At 77.6% G+C, this 17,583-nt stretch carries 10 protein-coding genes; 8 read left to right on the forward strand and 2 right to left on the reverse strand.

Annotated elements, in window-relative coordinates:
* Positions 1-182 precede the first annotated feature (182 nt).
* Genes GNZ18_RS05340 through GNZ18_RS05375 form a run of 8 tightly spaced genes read left to right on the forward strand, consistent with a single transcriptional unit; the run spans position 183 to position 15,564 of the window.
* Positions 183-6,980, forward strand: coding sequence for a type I polyketide synthase (locus GNZ18_RS05340; protein ID WP_156214989.1), 6,798 nt, complete (start codon positions 183-185; stop codon positions 6,978-6,980).
* On the forward strand, positions 6,977-11,239 hold the full coding sequence (locus GNZ18_RS05345) for a beta-ketoacyl synthase N-terminal-like domain-containing protein (RefSeq protein WP_173390658.1): 4,263 nt from the start codon (positions 6,977-6,979) through the stop codon (positions 11,237-11,239). The genes GNZ18_RS05340 and GNZ18_RS05345 overlap by 4 nt, the downstream gene beginning before the upstream one ends.
* The gene (locus GNZ18_RS05350; protein ID WP_156214991.1) at positions 11,236-11,502 is read left to right on the forward strand and encodes an acyl carrier protein; all 267 of its coding nucleotides are present in this window, start codon (positions 11,236-11,238) and stop codon (positions 11,500-11,502) included. Before GNZ18_RS05345 ends, GNZ18_RS05350 begins: the two co-directional genes overlap by 4 nt.
* Entirely contained in the window at positions 11,495-12,550 is a 1,056-nt protein-coding gene (locus GNZ18_RS05355) for an alpha/beta fold hydrolase (RefSeq protein ID WP_216651173.1), read from the forward strand. The genes GNZ18_RS05350 and GNZ18_RS05355 overlap by 8 nt, the downstream gene beginning before the upstream one ends.
* Positions 12,547-13,776 (forward strand): glycosyltransferase, encoded by a 1,230-nt coding sequence (locus GNZ18_RS05360; RefSeq protein WP_156214992.1) that lies wholly within the window; start codon positions 12,547-12,549, stop codon positions 13,774-13,776. Before GNZ18_RS05355 ends, GNZ18_RS05360 begins: the two co-directional genes overlap by 4 nt.
* Complete coding sequence (locus GNZ18_RS05365) at positions 13,773-14,459, forward strand: hypothetical protein (protein WP_156214993.1); 687 nt, start codon at positions 13,773-13,775, stop codon at positions 14,457-14,459. The genes GNZ18_RS05360 and GNZ18_RS05365 overlap by 4 nt, the downstream gene beginning before the upstream one ends.
* On the forward strand, positions 14,456-15,175 hold the full coding sequence (locus GNZ18_RS05370; protein ID WP_156214994.1) for a hypothetical protein: 720 nt from the start codon (positions 14,456-14,458) through the stop codon (positions 15,173-15,175). Before GNZ18_RS05365 ends, GNZ18_RS05370 begins: the two co-directional genes overlap by 4 nt.
* A 29-nt stretch (positions 15,176-15,204) precedes the next feature.
* The gene (locus GNZ18_RS05375) at positions 15,205-15,564 is read left to right on the forward strand and encodes a hypothetical protein (protein ID WP_156214995.1); all 360 of its coding nucleotides are present in this window, start codon (positions 15,205-15,207) and stop codon (positions 15,562-15,564) included.
* On the opposite strand, the gene GNZ18_RS05380 is transcribed toward GNZ18_RS05375, so the two are convergent.
* Both GNZ18_RS05380 and GNZ18_RS43010 read right to left on the reverse strand, forming a co-directional pair.
* A complete protein-coding gene (locus tag GNZ18_RS05380; protein ID WP_156214996.1) occupies positions 15,561-16,217 on the reverse strand; it encodes a DUF1361 domain-containing protein in 657 nt (218 codons plus the stop codon). The genes GNZ18_RS05375 and GNZ18_RS05380 overlap by 4 nt on opposite strands.
* 114 nt (positions 16,218-16,331) lie before the next feature.
* On the reverse strand, positions 16,332-17,582 hold the full coding sequence (locus GNZ18_RS43010) for a DUF2510 domain-containing protein (RefSeq protein ID WP_156214997.1): 1,251 nt from the start codon (positions 17,580-17,582) through the stop codon (positions 16,332-16,334).
* Between the last annotated feature and the right edge of the window lies 1 nt (position 17,583).

The following is a 17,583-nucleotide window of genomic DNA, read 5'->3' on the forward strand; positions in this document are numbered from 1 at the left end:
CACGGGGTTTTGCCCATGCCAAGGGAACTCCCAAACTCCTTTGCGGTGCCGTTCCGCCCGCGTTCCCGGGTGTGTCGCCCCGCGATCACGATGTCACCGACCGTAGTGTGGCGCACCGTCGAGCCAGGGTTTCAAGCCGCGCCGCCGGGGTCGGGCCGCGCGGGACGTCGGGGGGCAGTTGCATGGCGGCGGACACGGGCGAGGTCCGGGACGGGGCGGAGCGGCGCGAGCCGCCGCCGATCCGCCGCCCGGACGAGCGCCCCGCGACCGAGATCATCGGGGTGACCCCGTTCGGCCGTCCCGCGGCCCCGCTGGCCGTGGCGGTCGCGCGGGCGGGCGGGCTCGGCGTGCTCGACCTCGGCAGGGGCCGCGCGGCGGCGCTCGCCGCGCTCGCCGACGTGCGCCGCTGGTGGAGGGGGCCGTTCGGCGTCCGCGTCCCGGCGGACTGCGAGGTCCGCCCGGCGGAGCTGCCCGACACGGTCGAGGCGGTGCTGGTCGACGCGCCCGCCCTGATCCGCGACGACTCGCTGGACGTCGCCGGGTTCGCCCGGGGCAGGCGGCTGCTGATCGAGGTCGTCGACCCCGGGGAGGCCGCCGCGGCGCTGCCCGTCGCCCAGGGGCTCACCGGGACCGGCGGGACGGGCCTGATCGCGCGAGGCTGCGAGGCGGGCGGCCGGGTCGGTGAGCTGACGGCGTTCGTGCTGCTCCAGTGCCTCGCCGCCGATCCCGCCGTGGACGTCCCGGTGTACGCGGCGGGCGGGATCGGCCCGCACACGGCCGGGGCGGCGGTGGCGGGGGGAGCGGCCGGTGTCGTCCTGGACGCGCAGCTCGCGCTCGTCCGGGAGATGGACCTGCCCGCGCCCGTCGTCGCCGCGCTCACCGCGATGGACGGCGGCGAGACGGCGGTCGTCGACGGCCACCGCGTGTACGCGCGCCCCGGCCTGCCGGGCGAGGAGGGCCTGCCCGTCGGGCAGGACGGCCCGCTCGCGGCGTCGCTCGCGGCGCGGTACAAGACCGCCGGGGGAGTGGTCCAGGCCGTCCGGAACGAGATCGTCGAGCACCTCGCCGCCGCCGTCAGGGCCGCGCCGCTCGCGCCCCGGCCGGGCGCCGCGCCGCCGGTCGTCCAGGGGCCCATGACGCAGGTCAGCGACGATCCGGGGTTCGCGGAGGCGGTGGCGCGCGCGGGCGGGCTGCCGTTCCTCGCGCTGGCGCTGAAGGACGGCGACCGGGTGCGGGAGCTGCTCGCCGAGACCGCCGACCGGCTCGGGACGCTCCCGTGGGGCGTCGGCGTCCTCGGCTTCGCGCCGCGGGAGGTCCGGGAGGCGCAGCTCGCGGCGGTCCGCGCGGCGGCGCCGCCGTTCGCGGTGGTCGCGGGCGGCGGCCCGGCGCAGGCGGCGCCGCTGGAGGACGCCGGGATCAGCACGTTCCTGCACGTCCCGGCGCCGGAGCTGCTGGAGCGGTTCCTGGCCGAGGGCGCCCGCCGGTTCGTCTTCGAGGGGCAGGAGTGCGGCGGGCACGTCGGCCCGCGTGCGAGCTTCCCCCTCTGGGAGGCGCAGGTCGAGCGGCTCATGGGGTTCGGCGGCGACGCGGCGGAGCTGTCGGTGATGTTCGCGGGCGGGATCCACGACGCGCGGTCCGCCGCGATGGTCGCGGCGCTCGCGGGGCCGCTGGCCGCGCGGGGCGCCGAGATCCGCGTGCTGATGGGCACCGCGTACCTGTTCACCGCCGAGGCGGTCGAGGCGGGCTCGATCCTGCCCGGCTACCAGGACGCCGCCGTCGAGTGCGCCGGGACGGCGCTGCTGGAGACCTCCCCCGGGCACGCGACCCGCTGCGCCCGCACCCCCTACGTCATCGCGTTCGAGGAGGCCCGCCGCGAGCTGACGGCGGTGGGCATGCCGAAGCGGGAGGTGTGGCGGCGGCTGGAGGAGCTGAACCTCGGCCGGCTCCGCGTCGCCAGCAAGGGGCTGCGCCGCCGCCCGTCCCTGCCGGACCCGCAGCCGGTCGGGCCCGCCGAGCAGCGCGCCGAGGGCCTGTTCATGATCGGCCAGGTCGCGGCGCTGCGCTCGGCCCGCACCGCGGTCGCGGACCTGCACGCCGAGGTCACCGAGGGCGCGACCGCGCTGCTGGCCGCCCGCGCCGCCGAGCTCGGGATCCCGGCCGACCCCGCGGCCGCCCCCGCCCGGCCCGCCGACATCGCGATCGTCGGGATGGCCTGCGTGTTCCCCGGCGCGCCCGACGCGGGCGCCTACTGGGCGAACATCGTGGGCGGCGTCGACTCGGTCACCGAGGTCCCCGCCGGGCGCTGGGACGCCGGGCTGTACTTCGGCCCCGCCGAGGACGGCCGGACCCCGTCGCGGTGGGGCGGTTTCATCCCGGACGTCCCCTTCGACGCCCTCGCCTACGGGATCCCGCCGAACGCGCTCGGCAGCGTCGAACCCGTCCAGCTGCTCGCGCTGGAGGTCGCCTCCCGCGCGCTGCGGGACGCCGGGTACGCCGACCGCCCGTTCGACCGGTCCCGCGCGTCGGTGTACTTCGGCGCGGACGGCGCGGGCGACCTCGCCGCCGCCTACGGCATCCGCGCGACGCTCCCGTCCTACCTGGGGGAGGTGCCGCCCGGCCTGGACGAGCAGCTCCCGCGCCCGACCGACGACTCCTTCCCCGGCGTGCTCACCAACGTGATCGCCGGGCGGATCGCCAACCGGCTCGACCTCGGCGGCGCGAACTACACCGTCGACGCCGCCTGCGCCGCGTCCCTGGCCGCGCTCGACGCCGCCTGCAAGGACCTCGCGGCGGGCGGCAGCGACCTGGTGCTGTGCGGCGGCGCCGACCTGCACAACGGCATCCGCGACTACCTGCTGTTCGCCTCCGTCCGGGCGCTGTCGCCCTCGGGGCGCTGCGCGGCCTTCGACGCCTCCGCCGACGGGATCGCGCTCGGCGAGGGCGTCGCGTGCGTCGCGCTGAAGCGCCTCGCCGACGCCGAACGCGACGGCGACCGGGTCTACGCGGTGGTCAGGTCGGTCGCCGGGTCCAGCGACGGGCGCTCGCTCGGCCTCACCGCGCCCCGCGCGCGGGGGCAGCGCCTCGCGCTGGAGCGCGCGTACGAGCGGGCGGGGGTGGCGCCGTCGGGGGTCGGGCTCGTCGAGGCGCACGGCACCGGCACCGAGGTCGGCGACCGCACCGAGCTGGACACGCTCGCCGCGGCCTTCGCCGGGGCGGCGCCCGGCAGCGTCACGCTCGGCTCGGTCAAGTCGCAGATCGGGCACACCAAGTGCGCCGCCGGGCTCGCGGGCCTGATCAAGACCGCGTACGCGCTGCACACCGGCGTGCTGCCGGGGACGCTGCACCTGGAGCGCCCGAACGAGGCGTGGGACCCCGCGGGCCCCTTCGCCTTCGGCCGGACGGCCCGCCCCTGGCCCGCAGCGCCCGGCGACCGGTACGCCGGGGTCAGCGGGTTCGGGTTCGGCGGCGCCAACTTCCACGCCGTGCTGTCGGGCTACGACGGCGCGCCCGAGCCCGAGTCGGGGCTGGCCGAGTGGCCCGCCGAGCTGTTCCTGGTCCGCGGCGAGGACCGGGACGCCGCCCGCGCCGAGATCGACCGGATCCGCGCGCTGCCCGGGAGCCTGCGCGCGCGGGCCCGCGCCTGCGCGTCCGGGGAGGGGCGCGTCCAGGTCGCGCTGGTCGCCACCGGCCCGGACGACCTCGCGGACAAGCTCGACGCCGCCGCCGGGTTCCGCGCCGCGCCCGGGGTGTTCGTCGCGTCGGGCGAGCCGGTGCCGCCCTCGCGGGTCGCGTTCCTGTTCCCGGGGCAGGGCAGCCAGCGGCCGGACATGCTCGCCGACCTCTTCGTCGCCTTCCCCCGCCTCCAGCGCCTGCTGCGCCTCGGCGGCGGCCGGTACGCGGCCGCGATGTTCCCGCCCGCCGCCTTCACCCCGGACGGGGAGCGCCGCCGCCGGGACGCGCTGACCGACACGCGCGTCGCGCAGCCCGCGCTCGGCATCGCCGGGCTGGCCGTGCACCGCCTGCTCGCCTCCGTCGGCGTGCGCCCCGGCCTCGCCGCCGGGCACAGCTACGGCGAGCTGGCCGCGCTCTGCGCCGCCGGTGTCTTCGACGAGGACGGCCTGGTCGAGCTGAGCGCCGCGCGCGCCGAGGCCGTGCTGCGCGCGGCGGGGCCCGAGCCGGGCGCGATGGCGGCCGTGGCCGCGTCGCTGCGCGAGGTCCGCGAGGCGATCACGGGCGTCTCCGAGATCGTCATCGCCAACCACAACGCGCCCCGGCAGGTGGTGGTGTCCGGCACCGAGGCGGGCCTCGAACGCGCGCTCGCCGTGCTGGCCGAACGCGGTGTGCGCGCCGAGCGCGTGCCCGTCGCGTGCGCGTTCCACAGCCCGCTCGTCGCCCCGGCCGCCGCCGCGTTCCGCGCCGACCTCGCCGCCCGCGACCCGCGCCCGCCCGCGTTCCCCGTCTGGTCCAACACGACCGCCGCGCCGCACGAGGGCGACCCGGCCGACCTCGCCGCGACGCTCGCCGGGCAGCTCGCCGCGCCGGTCCGCTTCGTCGAGCAGATCGAGGCGATGCACGCGGCGGGGGCGCGGGTGTTCGTCGAGGCCGGCCCGGGGCGCGTGCTGACCGGCCTCGTCGGCGCGATCCTGGACGGCCGCCCGCACACCGCCGTGAGCTGCGACGTTCCCGGCGAGCGGGGGCTGCGCCGGTTCCTGCTCGCGCTCGCGGAGCTGGCCGCCGCCGGGGTGCCGGTCGACCCGCTGCCCCTGTTCGCCGGACGCGACGCCCCCGCCCCGTCCGAGGAGCCCGGGTGGCTGGTGAACGGCCATCTCGTCCGCACCGCCGACGGCGGCTACCCCGACGGCGCGCTCCGCCCCGCCCGGCGCGTCGGAGCCCAGCGTGTCACAGGAGGAACGATGAGCGAACGCCCGGAACCCGGCTCGGAGGCCGCCGTCCTGGAGTTCCTGCGCGCGGGCCGCGAGATGGTCGCCGCGCAGCGCGAGGTGGTGCTGCGCCACCTCGGCTCGCCCGGGGCCGCGCCGCCGCCCCCGCCCCCGGCCCCGCCGGTGCCCTCGCCGCGCGCTCCCCGGCCCGTTCCGCGGGACGAGGCGCCGGCGCCCGACGTCCGCGCGTCGGTGCTGTCGGTGATCGGCGCCCGGACCGGCTACCCGGAGTCGATGCTCGGCGACGACCTCGACCTGGAGGCCGACCTGTCCATCGACTCCATCAAGCGCTCCGTCATCGCCGCCGAGCTGGCCGAGCGCGTCGGCCTCGCGGCCGACGAGGCGACGCTGGAGCAGCTCGCGCGGATCACCACGATCGGCGGGATCGTGCGCCGGCTGCGGGCCGACCTGACGTCCCGTCCCGGCCTCTACCAGGCGCCGCGCCGCCGCGTGCCGGTGCCGGGCACGCCCAAGCCGGGCACGCATGTGGGCACGTCGGCGCTGTCGGGCCCCGCGCCCCTGGAGGAGGCCCCGGCGGGCGGCGGGGGGCTGGTGCGGCAGGTCGTGCGGACCGTCCCGCTGGAGCCGCTGCCCGTGCCGGACGGGGCGGGCGCGGCGTTCGCCGGGCGCCGGTTCCTGATCGTGGACGACGGCCGCGGCATCGCGCTGGAGCTGGCCGACCTGCTGGAGCGGCACGGCGCGCAGGTGCGGACGCCGCCGACCCTGGCCGCGGAAGGCGACGCGGAAGGCGACGCGGGGGGTGACACAGCGGATGAGGAGGCGTGCGACGGGCTCGTCCACCTCGCGGCGCTGCGGCCCGGCGCGACGGCGGTGCTGCCGTCCGCCTACGAGGGGATCCGGCGGGCGCTCGCCGGCGGCCTGCGCTGGCTGGTCGTCGCGAGCGGCGCGGGCGGCGGGTTCGGGCAGGGCCGGGAGGGCGGGCCGGTGGGCGACCCGGTGCCGGGCGCGGGCCTGCGGGGTCTCGCGCGGACCGTCGCGCGGGAGTACCCGGAGACGCTCGTCCGCGCCGTGGACGTCGACACCAAGGACACGCCCAAGGCGATCGCGGAGCGGATCCTCGCCGAGATGTCGCACGCGGAGCAGCCGGTCGTGGTCGGGCACGAGGGGGACGCGCGGCGGGGCCTCACGGTCGTGCGGGCCGACCTCGCGGGAGCGCCGGTCACCGGGCTCGGCCCGGACGGCGTCGTGCTGCTCACCGGGGGAGCCCGGGGCATCACCGCGCGGGTGGCGCGCGCGCTCGCCGCGACGAGCGGCTGCCACATCGAGGTCATGGGGCGCACCGAGGAGGCCGAGCCCGCCTTCGCGGACCTGGCGGACGAGGCCGCGCTGCGGAAGGCGCTCGTCGCGCGCGGCGGGCGCACCCCGGCGCAGGTCGAGGCGACGGTCCGGCGGGTGCTGGCCGAGCGGGAGGTCCGCCGGAACCTGGAGGCGCTGCGCGCGGACGCGGCGTCCGTCCGGTACCACGCGGGCGACGTCCGCGACCCGGCGGCGGTGCGCGACGTCGTCGAGCGGGTGTATCTGCGGCACGGCCGCCTGGACGGGGTCGTGCACGGCGCGGGGCTCGTCGACGACCGGCTCGTCCGCGACAAGGAGCCCGGCTCGTTCGAGCGCGTGTACCGGACGAAGGTGGACGGCGCGTGCGCGCTCGCGGCGGCCGTCCGCCCCGACGTGGGGTTCTTCGTCGTGTTCGGCAGCGTCGCGGGCGTGCACGGCAACCGGGGGCAGGCCGACTACGCGGCGGCCAACGACGCGTGCGACACGCTCGCCCACGTATGGCGGACGCGGCTGAAAGGCCGGGTCCTCGTCGCCGACTGGGGGCCGTGGGCGGGCGGCGGGATGGTGTCGCCGGAGCTGGCGCGCGAGTACGCGCGGCGCGGCGTCGGGCTGATCGACCCCGACGCCGGGACGGCCGCGCTGCTGCGGGAGATCGCGCACGGCGACGAGACGCAGGTCGTGTTCACCGGGACGGCCGCTCCGGCCCCGACCTCCCGCGCGCCCTGGAACGGGACGGCCCGGTGATCGACAAGCGGGAGCCGATCGCGATCGTCGGCGCCGGGGCGGTGTTCCCCGGCGCCGGGTCGGCGGCCGAGCTGTGGCGGGGCGTGCTGGCCGGGTTCGACGCGATCACCGACGTCCCGGCGGGGCGGTGGGATCCCGCGCTGTACTACGACCCGGCGGCCTACGGGCGGGCGCCGCAGAGCGACCGGTTCTACTGCCGGCGCGGCGGGTTCGTCGACGAGCTGGCCACCTTCGACCCCGCGCGGTTCGGGATCATGCCCGCGTCGGTGCGGGGCATGGAGCCCGACCAGCTCCTGGCGCTGCGGACGGCGGGCGAGGCGATCGCGGACGCGGGCGGCGACGAGCGGCTGCCCGACCGGGAGCGGATCGGCGTGGTGATCGGGCGCGGCGGCTACATCACGCCGGGCGTCGCGCGGTTCGACCAGCGGGTCCGCACGTCGCACCAGCTCGCGGGGGTCCTCGCGGAGCTGCTGCCGGGCCTCGCGCGGGAGCGGCTGGAGGAGATCCGCCGCGCGTTCTGCGACCGGCTCGGGCCCGACGACCCGGACGCCTCGATCGGGCTCGTGCCGAGTTTCGCCGCTTCCCGCATCGCGAACCGCTTCGACCTGCGCGGCCCCGCCTACACGCTGGACGCGGCGTGCGCGTCCTCGCTGCTCGCGGTGGAGCAGGCGGTGCGGGCGCTGCGCGGGGGGCACGCGGACGCGATGCTCGCGGGCGCCGTCCACCACGCCCACCACGCGACCGTGTGGAGCGTCTTCAGCCAGCTCAGGGCGCTGAGCCCGACCGGCACCATCCGCCCGTTCGACCGCGCCGCCGACGGGACGCTGCTCGCCGAGGGCACCGGCGTCGTGCTGCTCAAGCGGCTGTCGGACGCGGTCCGCGCGGGCGACCGGATCCACGCGGTGATCCTCGGCACCGGGTCCTCCAGCGACGGGCGCGCGTCCAGCATCATGAGCCCGCTGGTGGACGGCCAGGTCCTCGCGGTCGAGCGCGCCTGGCGGGACGCGGGCCTGCACCCGGCCGCGCCGGGCGCGGTGGGGCTGGTCGAGGCGCACGGCACCGCGACCCCGGCGGGCGACGAGGCGGAGCTGGCGACGCTGCGCCGCGTGTTCGGCACCGCCGGCCCGCCGATCGGGCTCGGCACCGTCAAGTCGATGATCGGGCACGCGATGCCCGCCGCCGGGATCGCGGGGCTGATCAAGGCGGCGTTCGCGCTGCGCGACGGCGTCCTCCCGCCGACCCTGCACGCGAGCGACCCGCATCCCGCGCTGGAGGGCGGGCGGCTGCGGCTCGTCCGGGAGGCGGCGGAATGGGCCCGCCTGCGGGACGCGCCGCGCAGGGCCGTCGTCAACGCCTTCGGGTTCGGCGGCGCCAACGCGCACGTGATCCTGGAGGAGCCGCCCTCGACCCGGGCGCCCCGCCGGCTGCGGCCGCCCGACGCGGAGGAGGGCGTGCTGCGGCTCGCGGCCCGCACGACCGACGAGCTGGCCGAGCTGCTCGCCGTGCCCGACGAGCGGCTGCTCGCGCGGCTGCCCGAGGTCGTCCCCGACCTGCCGGTCCGGCTGGCGATCGTCGGCCCGACCCCGCGCCGCCTCGACCTCGCGCGCGCCGTCGTGCAGCGCGGGACGGCCTGGCGCGGCCGCAGCGACGTGTGGTTCGCGCCGCGCCCGCTGCTGGCGGGCGGCGGGCGGCTGGCGTTCCTGTTCCCCGGCTTCGAGCCCGCCTTCGACCCCCGGGTGGACGACGTCGCCCGGCACTTCGGGCTGCCGCGGTTCGTCCCGACCGGCCGCACCGACATGATCGGCCACGCCGCCGACGTGATGGGCGTCGGGCGGCTGCTGGCCGCCGCGCTCGCCGAACTGGGCGTCGAGCCCGACGTCGCGGCCGGGCACAGCCTCGGCGAGTGGACCGCGATGACCGTCGCGGGGGTGTACGACGCGGACGCGGTGGAGGCGTTCGCCGCGTCCCTCGACGGCGACCCCGGCGAGGCCCCCGACCTGGTGTACGCGGCGCTGGGCTGCGGCGCCGACCAGGCGCAGGAGGCGATCGGGGGGCGGCCCGGCGTCCACGTCAGCCACGACAACTGCCCGCACCAGTCGGTGGTGTGCGGCCCGGCGGGCGAGGTGCGGGAGATCCTCGGGCGGCTCGCGGCCGAGGGCGTCCTCGGGCGGGAGCTGCCGTTCCGGACCGGGTTCCACACCCCGGCCGCCGAGGTCTACGGGGAGCGGGTGCGGCGGTCGTTCGAGGCGCTGCCGGTCCGCGCGCCGCGCGTGCCGCTGTGGTCGGCGACGACGGTGGCGCCGTTCCCGTCCTCGCCCGAGGCGGTGCGGGCGCTGGTCGCCGCGCACCTGCTGGAGCCCGTGCGGTTCAGCGAGCTGATCGAGGAGCTGTACGGCGCCGCGCACGTGCGGGCGTTCGTCCAGGTCGGGCCGGGCAGCCTCACCGGGTTCGTCGGCGACCGGCTCGGCGCGCGCGAGCACCTCGCGATCGCGGTGAACGTGCCGAAGCGCGACGGGATGGCGCAGCTCCGCCGGGTCGTGGCGGCGCTGTGGGCCGAGGGGTACGGCGCGTCCCCGGCGCCGCCCGAGCCCGCCGGGGGGATGCGGCTCGACCTCGGCACCCCGCTGGTGCGGCTGGACGGCGCGGTCCCGCCGATCGGCACCGGCTCGGGCGTCCCGCCGCTGCCGGACGGCGACCCCGTCATCGCGGAGCTGGAGGCGCTGCTCAACGACGCGACGTCCGGCGCGCAGACCGTGCTGGAGGCCCTCGGGAGCGGCGGTGGCGGCGGCCCCGCCCCCGGCGACCCGCCGCCCGACGCGGCCGGACTGGTCGTCTCGCGGGTGTTCTCGCTGGAGGCGATGCCGTTCCTCGCCGACCACTGCGTGTTCCCGCAGCCCCCCGACTGGCCCGACATGTCGGACCGGTTCCCGATCGTGCCGCTGGCGACGCTGCTGGAGGTGATGGCCGCGGCCGCCCGCGAGCTGCTGCCGGACCTGGTGGTCGTCGGCTTCGCCGACGTCCGCGCCGTCCGGTGGGTGGTGGCGGCGCCGCCGACCTGCGCCGACATCCGCGCGCACCTGGTCGAGGACGACGGCGGCCCGCGCCGGGTGAAGGTCGTCATCCCCGGCCACACCGACGGGACGGTCCTGCTCGACGCGTCCCACCCCATGCCGCCGACCCCCGACCGGACCCCGCTGACCGGCGAGGGCCCGCCCGTCGTCACCGCCGACCGGCTGTACGAGGAACGCTGGATGTTCCACGGCCCGCTGTTCCGCGGCGTCACCGAGATCACGGCGCTCGCGCAGGACGGCCTGCGCGGCGTCCTCACCGTCCTGCCCACGCCCGGCGCGCTCCTGGACAGCGCCGGGCAGCTGTGCGGGCACTGGATCCAGGTCTACGGCGAGGACGACCAGACCGTCTTCCCCGTGGGCATCGAGCGGCTCTCCCTGTACGGGCCCCTGCCGCCCGAGGGTGAGCGGCTGAGGACGACCGTCTGGAACCTGACCCTGACCGAGACCACCATGCGCTGCGCGGTCGAGATGGTCCGCCCCGACGGGAGCCTGTGGGCGCGCGTCGACGGCTGGACGACGCACCGCTTCTACACCGACGAGGCCGTCTGGCGGATGCGGTTCACGCCCGAGGTGTCCGGCACCGGGGAGCCGCAGGAGGGCGGCTGGTGCCTGGCCCGCCGGCACTGGGACGGCGCCGCGTCCCGCGACCTGCTCATGCGCCAGTACCTGTGCGCCGCCGAACGCGCCGAGTACGAGGCGCTGCCCTCGTTCGCGCAGGGGCCGTGGCTGCTCGGCCGGATCGCCGCCAAGGACGCCGTCCGCGACCACCTCTGGCGCGCCGGCCACGGGCCGCTGTTCCCCGCCGAGCTGACCGTCCGGGACGGCGGCCCGCACCGCCCCACCGTCACCGGGCCGATGGGCGAGCCGCTGACGCTGTCGATCGCCTGCGACGGCGACCTCGGCGCCGCGATCGTCCGGCCGGGCGGGGAACCGGCGGGCATCGGCCTCGCCGACCTGTCAGGGGGCGTGGAGAACGCGCAGGTCCGCGCGGCGAAGCAGGCCGTGCTGCACTACCTGCCCGCGGGCCGGGACCGGCCCGACCTGGTCGTGACGGCGGTCGAGCCCGGCCGGGTGCTGGTCGCGGGCGACGGCACCGTCACCACCGTGCCGACCCGCGAGCTGGACGGTCACGTCGTCGCCTGGACGGCGGCCTCCGGAGGCACCGACATGGAGGAGAGCAGAGCATGAGCGACGTGCTGGACGAGGTCGTCCGGATGCTGACCGAGGTGGTGGGCGAGGACTTCCTCCTGGACGTGGAGGTCGGCCCCGACACCACGTTCGGCGACGAGCTGGCCCTGGAGAGCATCGAGTTCGTGGCGCTCGTCGAGCTGCTCAGGGAGCGCTACACGGGCGTCGACTTCCCGGCCTTCATCGCCGCGCTCGACATCGACCGGATCGTGGGCCTGACGGTCGGCGACGTCGTCGCCCACATCGAGGCCGCCCATGCCTGAGGTCACCGCGCCACCCGAGGCCACCGCGCCACCGGAGGTCACCGCGCGGTCTGAGGCCCTCGCGCGGTCCGAGGCCCTCGGGCGGTCTGAGGCCGTCGCGCGGTCTGAGGCCCTCGCGCCGCCGGAGGCCCTCGCGCGGTCCGAAGCTCTCGCGCGGTCTGAGGCCGCCGCGCGGTCCGAAGCCCTCGCGCGGTCTGAGGCCACCGTGCGGTCCGAGGCCACCGTGCGGTCCGAGGTCGTCGCGCGCGGTGTCCGCTTCCACGTGCGGACGATGGGCCCGGACGACCCCGGCGCGCCCGTCGTCGTGTTCGTCCACGGGCTCGTCCGCGACAACCTGTCGAGCTTCTACTGCACGCTCGCCTGCCCCGTCGCGGCGGCCGGGGCGCGCGCCGTCCTGTACGACCTGCGCGGGCACGGCCTCACCGAGTGCCCGCCCACCGGGTACGGGCCCGCCGACGCCGTCGCCGACCTGCTCGCCCTCCTCGACGCGCTCGGCCACACCGCGCCAGTGCACCTGGTGGCCAACAGCTGGGGCGGCGCCGTCGCGCTCAACGCCGCCCTGACCGCCCCCGACCGGGTCGCGGGGCTCGCGCTGATCGAGGCGCACGGACCGTCCGAGCGTCCCGCCGAGTGGAACGAGGGCCTGCTCAACACGCTCGGGGAGTTCGCGCTGATGCTGGAGCACGACCGTCCCGCCGAGCGGTTCCGCGCGCTCGGCTGGCGGCGCAGCGGGCGGTTCGCCGCGACCGCCGGAGCCCTGATCAACGGCACGACCCTGCTGGAGGACCTCGCCGCGGCGGGGCCCCTCGGCCCCGCCGACCTGGCCGCCCTCGCCTGCCCGGTCCTCGCCGTCTACGGCGAGCACTCGGACCTGCTGGAGGCCGGGCGGCTGCTGCCGCGCTCCGTCCCCGGCTGCACGCTCCACGTCATGCCCGGCTGCGCCCACGACGTTCTGCAGGACAGGACGGCCGAGCTCCTGGAGGTCCTCCTGCCGTGGCTGGCCCACCACGCGGGCACCCGCGTGCCCGGCGGCGGGGGAGCGCGATGAGCCCGCGCCGCGTCCAGGTGCCGTCCCTGCTCGGCGACCGGCCGCTTCCGCAGGCCGCGCGCGGGAAGCGGCCCGAGCGGCGGTTCCTGTTCGCCGTCCCGCCGCTCACCGGGCACGTCAACCCGACCGTGGCGGTGGCGGCCGAGCTGGTCCGGCGCGGCCACAAGGTCGCCTGGACGGGCCACCGCACCACCCTCGAACCCCTCCTGCGCGCCGGGTCCCGGATCTTCACCTCGGTCGACCCCGGCTTCGCCGCCCGGCTGCCCGCGCTCCGCGAGGCGTGGCTGAAGCTGCGCGGCCCCGCCGCGTTCCGCTTCCTCTGGGAGGAGTTCGTCGTCCCCCTCGGGCACGCGATGACGCCCGGCGTCGGCACCGCCATCGACCGCTTCCGCGCCGACGTCGTCGTCGCCGACCAACTCGTGCTCGCCGCGCCCGTCGTGGCCCGGCTCCGCGAGCTGCCCTGGGCGACCTCGGCGACCACCTCCGCCGAGCTGGCCCGGCCGCTGGCGGGCATGCCGAGGATCGAGGAGTGGGTGCGCGACCAGATCGGCGCGTTCCAGGGCGCCCACGGCGTGCAGGGCCCGCCGGACCCGCGCTTCTCCGACCACCTCGTGCTGGTCTTCTCGACCGCCGCGCTGGTCGGCGACACCTCGCCGTTCCCCGGCCACTTCGCCTTCGTCGGCCCCGCTCTCGGCCGCCCCTCCGCGAGCGCCTTCCCCTGGGACTGGCTGGACGGCCGGCCCGCCGTCCTGATCTCCCTCGGCACGATCAACGGGCCGTCCGGCGAGCGGTTCTTCCAGGTCGCCGCCGACGCCGTCCGGGGGCTGGACGCGCAGGCCGTCATCGCCGGGCCGGCCGGGCTCGCCGACGTGCCGGGCAACGTGCTCGTCCGCGACCACGTCCCGCAGCTCAAGCTGCTCGAACGGCTCTCGGCCGTCGTCTGCCACGGCGGGCACAACACCGTCTGCGAGACGCTCTCGCACGGGCTGCCGCTGGTGGTCGCGCCGATCCGCGACGACCAGCCGATCATCGCGCGGCAGGTCGAGGCGGCGGGCGCGGGGATCCCGGTCCGGTTCTCCCGCGTCCGCGCCGCCGAACTGCGCGCCGCGCTGGAGACCGTCCTCGCCGACGGGCCGCACCGGGCCGCCGCGCGCCGCGTCCGCGACTCCTTCGCCGCCGCCGGGGGCGCCGCCGAGGCGGCCGACCGGCTGGAGAGGCTCGCGTGACCTGGCTGCCCCTGCTGGTGGCGGCCGTGCTCCTCGCCGACGCCGCGCGCCTGCGCCGCCGCGTCGCCGCCCTGCGGGTGCTGCCCACGCCGCCGCCCCGCGCGCCGCTGCGCTGGGACGGCGCCCTCGGCGCCGGAGCGCTGGTCGTCGCCGAGGGAGCCGTACTGTCGGCGCAGACCCGGCGGGCCGCCCTGGCCCGCGGCCGCGACCTGCGGCGGCTCGACCTGATCCCGGCGGACCTGCCGGTCGTCCGCGCGCTCGACCTCGCCCGCGCCCCGCACGACCCGGGGTTCGCGAGCGTCGTCGGGGGCGGTCCGGGCCCGGCCGACCGGGTCGTCGTGCCCTGCCACCTGACCCCGCGCGCGCACGCGTGCCGGGGGCGCGCGGCGTCCCTGCGGGCGGCGGGCCTGTCCCCCGGCCGGACGGTCGCCCGCTCGGTGTGCACGCTCGCGGCCGTGCTGGCGTCCCTGCCGGCGTCGCTGCCCACCGACTGGGGCGCGGTCGCCGTCGTCGCCTACTGCGCCGTCCCGTACGTCGTCTTCTGCGGGACGCCGCTGTCGCCCCGGGACCTGCACCGCATGGCGCTGCTGCGTCCCGTCCTGACCCCGTGGACGTGGTGGCGGACGCTCGCCGAGGGCCTCCCGCTCGGGCACTCCCGCCGTCCGGCCAGGGAGAAGGCGTGACCGGCCCGGCGGCGCCCCCGGACCTGTGGGTGGTCGGGTACGTCTTCGAGCAGGTCTTCGGCCGCGCGCCGGAGACCGTCCAGCGCGTCCCCGCGACCCTCGCCCTCCTGGACGGCTGGACGGTGACGCTCCCCTGGGGAGCGGTCGCCGCCGCCCACCGCACCGACGACGGCTCCGTCTCGCTGTACTCCATGAACCACTACCGCATGGCCCCGGTTTCGGACATGCCGGAATGGGCGGCCGAGGCGAGCGCCGCTCTCGCCGCGTTCGCGACGCCCGCCCCCGGGACGCGCCTTCTCCTCAACCGCGAACTGCCCGCCGCGTTGGGCCTCCTCAACGGCGACGAAACCGTCCAGGCGACCACGAGGGCCCTCAACGACCTCCACGGCCGGACGAACCCGCCGCTCACGCCCCCCGAGTCCGCCGGCCCGGACCAGCGCCTGCTGATCATCGTCCTCCCGCCGGGCCCGTCCGGCGCTCCGCTCCCCGCCCCGCGACGCGCCTGTGGGGATCATCCGCTCACCGGCGCCCACACCTTCGGCGATCCGCTCCGGGACCTCGCGCTGACGACGGCCCTGGAGGCGGGCGCTCTCGGCGGCCGCTCGATAGGCGCCTGCGTGGTGGTTATAACCCCCGTCTCCGCCGTTCCCCGAATACGCGCGGCCGTTACCGCGCGCCTTCCGGATCCGCCCCGATATCTGACGGCACCCCTCTGACCTCCGCCTATTTCTGTATTCTGCACGGCATGTCAGGAACGAAGATCAATCCAGCCTTTGTCATCTTCGCCGCGGCGGGCTTCGTGATCGTGGGATTCGCGCTGTTCGGCAGCACCGTCGCCGGCGCTGGGATCGACGACCCGGACGAGAACAAGGCGGAGATCACGCTCCAGCTCTCGGCCATGCTCAACTACTGCGTCGCCGGGCTGGTGCTGGTCCTCATCGGCGTCGGGTTCCAGATCGCGAGCGGCGGCGCGAAGACCCCGGCCGCGCTCCCCGGCCCGGCGCCCTACGGCCCGCCCCAGCCCTACCAGGCGCAGCGGCCGCAGGCTCCCGGCCGGCCCTGGGGGCAGCAGGCGCCCGGCCCGCATCCTCCGGCCCAGGGCTAGAGCGAGGCCAGCGCGCCCTGGACCCGCCGCGCCCCCTCCAGGGCGGCGTCACGGAAGGCGACCGCGAGCGCCCGTGTCATGAAATGCCCGACCCAGGTCACCGCGAACGTGCCGAGGATCAGCGCCGGGGCCCACTGCCAGGTCAGGTGCACGACGATCCGCTCCAGCGCCGCCTGCGGGGCCACGACCGGCTCCCAGCTGTTCAGCCGGGCCCACCGTCCGAGGAAGATCCCGATGGCGCAGAGCGCGTGCGCGGCGACCGTGACACGCCACCGCCACGCCCCGAGCCCGATCCGGGTGAGGTACCGCAGGGCACCGCCGAGCGCCAGGTAGTAGGCGAGGAAACCCGATCCGACGAGCACCGCGTAAACCGGGAGGACGGCCGTCACCACCGGCCCGTCCTGCGTCGAGAGCACGATGTCACCGCGCAGATGCACGAGGTCGGTGACCACATAGGGCGCGTTGGGCAGGAACAGCGCGAACAGCACCAGCCCCGCCCACCACAATGGCGACCGCGACGGACTCCGCCGCCGAAAGAGCACACAGCCGAGCCCCACCGGAATCCACGCCAGCAGGATGTTCCAGCCCATCCACCAGGCGTCCCGGCGGAGAACACCGTCCAGATTGGGCGCCACCTGCTCCACGAGAGTCATTTCCCCATAATGCCCGACCGCCTCGCGTGGCGCCCGCGATGGCTCGGAACCGGGCGGAACCGCCGCCATTCCGGCGGCGAATCGAAATGGCGGCGCGGGGGCCAGCGGCGCGGGTCAGGAGAGCCGGCGGCGCAGGCGGTGGGTGCGGCGGGCCAGCCGCACCGGCACCTCGCCCCGCTCGCTGGCCTCCTGAAGGGTCCGCTCCATCGCCGACAGCAGGTCGGGGCCGAGTCCCGCGCGGATGGCGACGGCGTCCGCCCGGCCGTCGGAGGGGGCGCTGAACAGCCGCGCGACCAGCGCCGCCGCCGACGCGGCCGCCGCCGGGACCGCCACCAGCAGCGACCCCGCGCAGGCGAACGCGGCGAACAGCAGGACCGGCAGGAACCCTGCCGGACGGTGCCAGCCGACGGCCCGCCGCCACATCGGGCCGACCGGCGACCACAGCGCCCGCAGCACCCACTGCGCCGCCCGGTTCGGCAGCGCGAGCTGGGCGTGGACGAACACCGGCAGCAGGCGCGCGCCGAACGCGTGGCCCACCTCGTGGGCGAGGACGCCGGCGAGCTGCTCGGCCGAGAGCGCCGAGGCGGAATGGGAGGTCACCGTGATGACGCGGCCCGCCGGGGCGCAGGCGGTCAGCTCGCCGGAGTCGGTGACCAGCAGCCGGTAGGTGCGGGGGTCGAGGCCGAGCCGGTGCCGGACGTCCCGCCACGCCTCCGCGATCAGGGCCGCCTCGGACTCGGCGGCGGCGCGGTGGCCGTACACGTGGCGCGCGGTGGACGGCGCCAGGGCGAGCAGCGTGACCAGGACCCACCCGCCGACCAGCGCCGCCGGGCCCCACAGCGGCCACAGCAGGTGCAGCGCGTAGGCGGCGGGCGCGACGGCGACCGCCTCCACGCCGAGGACGACGGGCAGGCCGATCGCGGCCCCGCGCTGCGGGGTCGGCGCGGGACGCGGGGCCGCCTTGACCAGGTCGGGCGGCGGGGGCGCGGCTTCCGCCGGAGCCTCGTCCGCCGGGCCGTCGCCGGCGGGCCCGTCGTCGGGCGGGTCGGCGCCGGCCGGGGCGTTGTCCGCCGGGCCGTCGCCGGTTCTCGCGTTGCTCGTCGTCTCGCCGTCCGGCGGGAGCCGCGGGGCGGTCGGTCTCGGCGGACGGGGCAGGTCGGCCGTCTTCGGAGGTGAGCGCCTCGCGGCCGGTTCCGGGGAGGGAAGCGGGCCCAGGGGGGCGGGAGGGGGGTTGGAGGCGGGACGGTGCGCTCGGGCGGGCTTGCCCTCATAGGGGCGGGAGCGGTCCGTCCACACGTCCCCGTCCCAGTAGCGTTCGCGTCCCATCCAGTGGGGGTCGGGGTACCACCCGGGCTCGGCGCTCACC

Source organism: Actinomadura litoris (assembly GCF_009733595.1).
Classification (GTDB): domain Bacteria; phylum Actinomycetota; class Actinomycetes; order Streptosporangiales; family Streptosporangiaceae; genus Spirillospora; species Spirillospora litoris.

What these genes read in the sequence shown, in the direction of transcription:
- GNZ18_RS05340 (WP_156214989.1), top strand. Translation starts at nt 183, where the DNA reads ATGGCGGCGGACACGGGCGAGGTCCGGGACGGGGCGGAGCGGCGCGAG.
- GNZ18_RS05350 (WP_156214991.1), top strand. Translation starts at nt 11,236, where the DNA reads ATGAGCGACGTGCTGGACGAGGTCGTCCGGATGCTGACCGAGGTGGTG.
- GNZ18_RS05355 (WP_216651173.1), top strand. Translation starts at nt 11,495, where the DNA reads ATGCCTGAGGTCACCGCGCCACCCGAGGCCACCGCGCCACCGGAGGTC.
- GNZ18_RS05360 (WP_156214992.1), top strand. Translation starts at nt 12,547, where the DNA reads ATGAGCCCGCGCCGCGTCCAGGTGCCGTCCCTGCTCGGCGACCGGCCG.
- GNZ18_RS05375 (WP_156214995.1), top strand. Translation starts at nt 15,205, where the DNA reads ATGTCAGGAACGAAGATCAATCCAGCCTTTGTCATCTTCGCCGCGGCG.
- GNZ18_RS05380 (WP_156214996.1), bottom strand. Translation starts at nt 16,217, where the DNA reads ATGACTCTCGTGGAGCAGGTGGCGCCCAATCTGGACGGTGTTCTCCGC.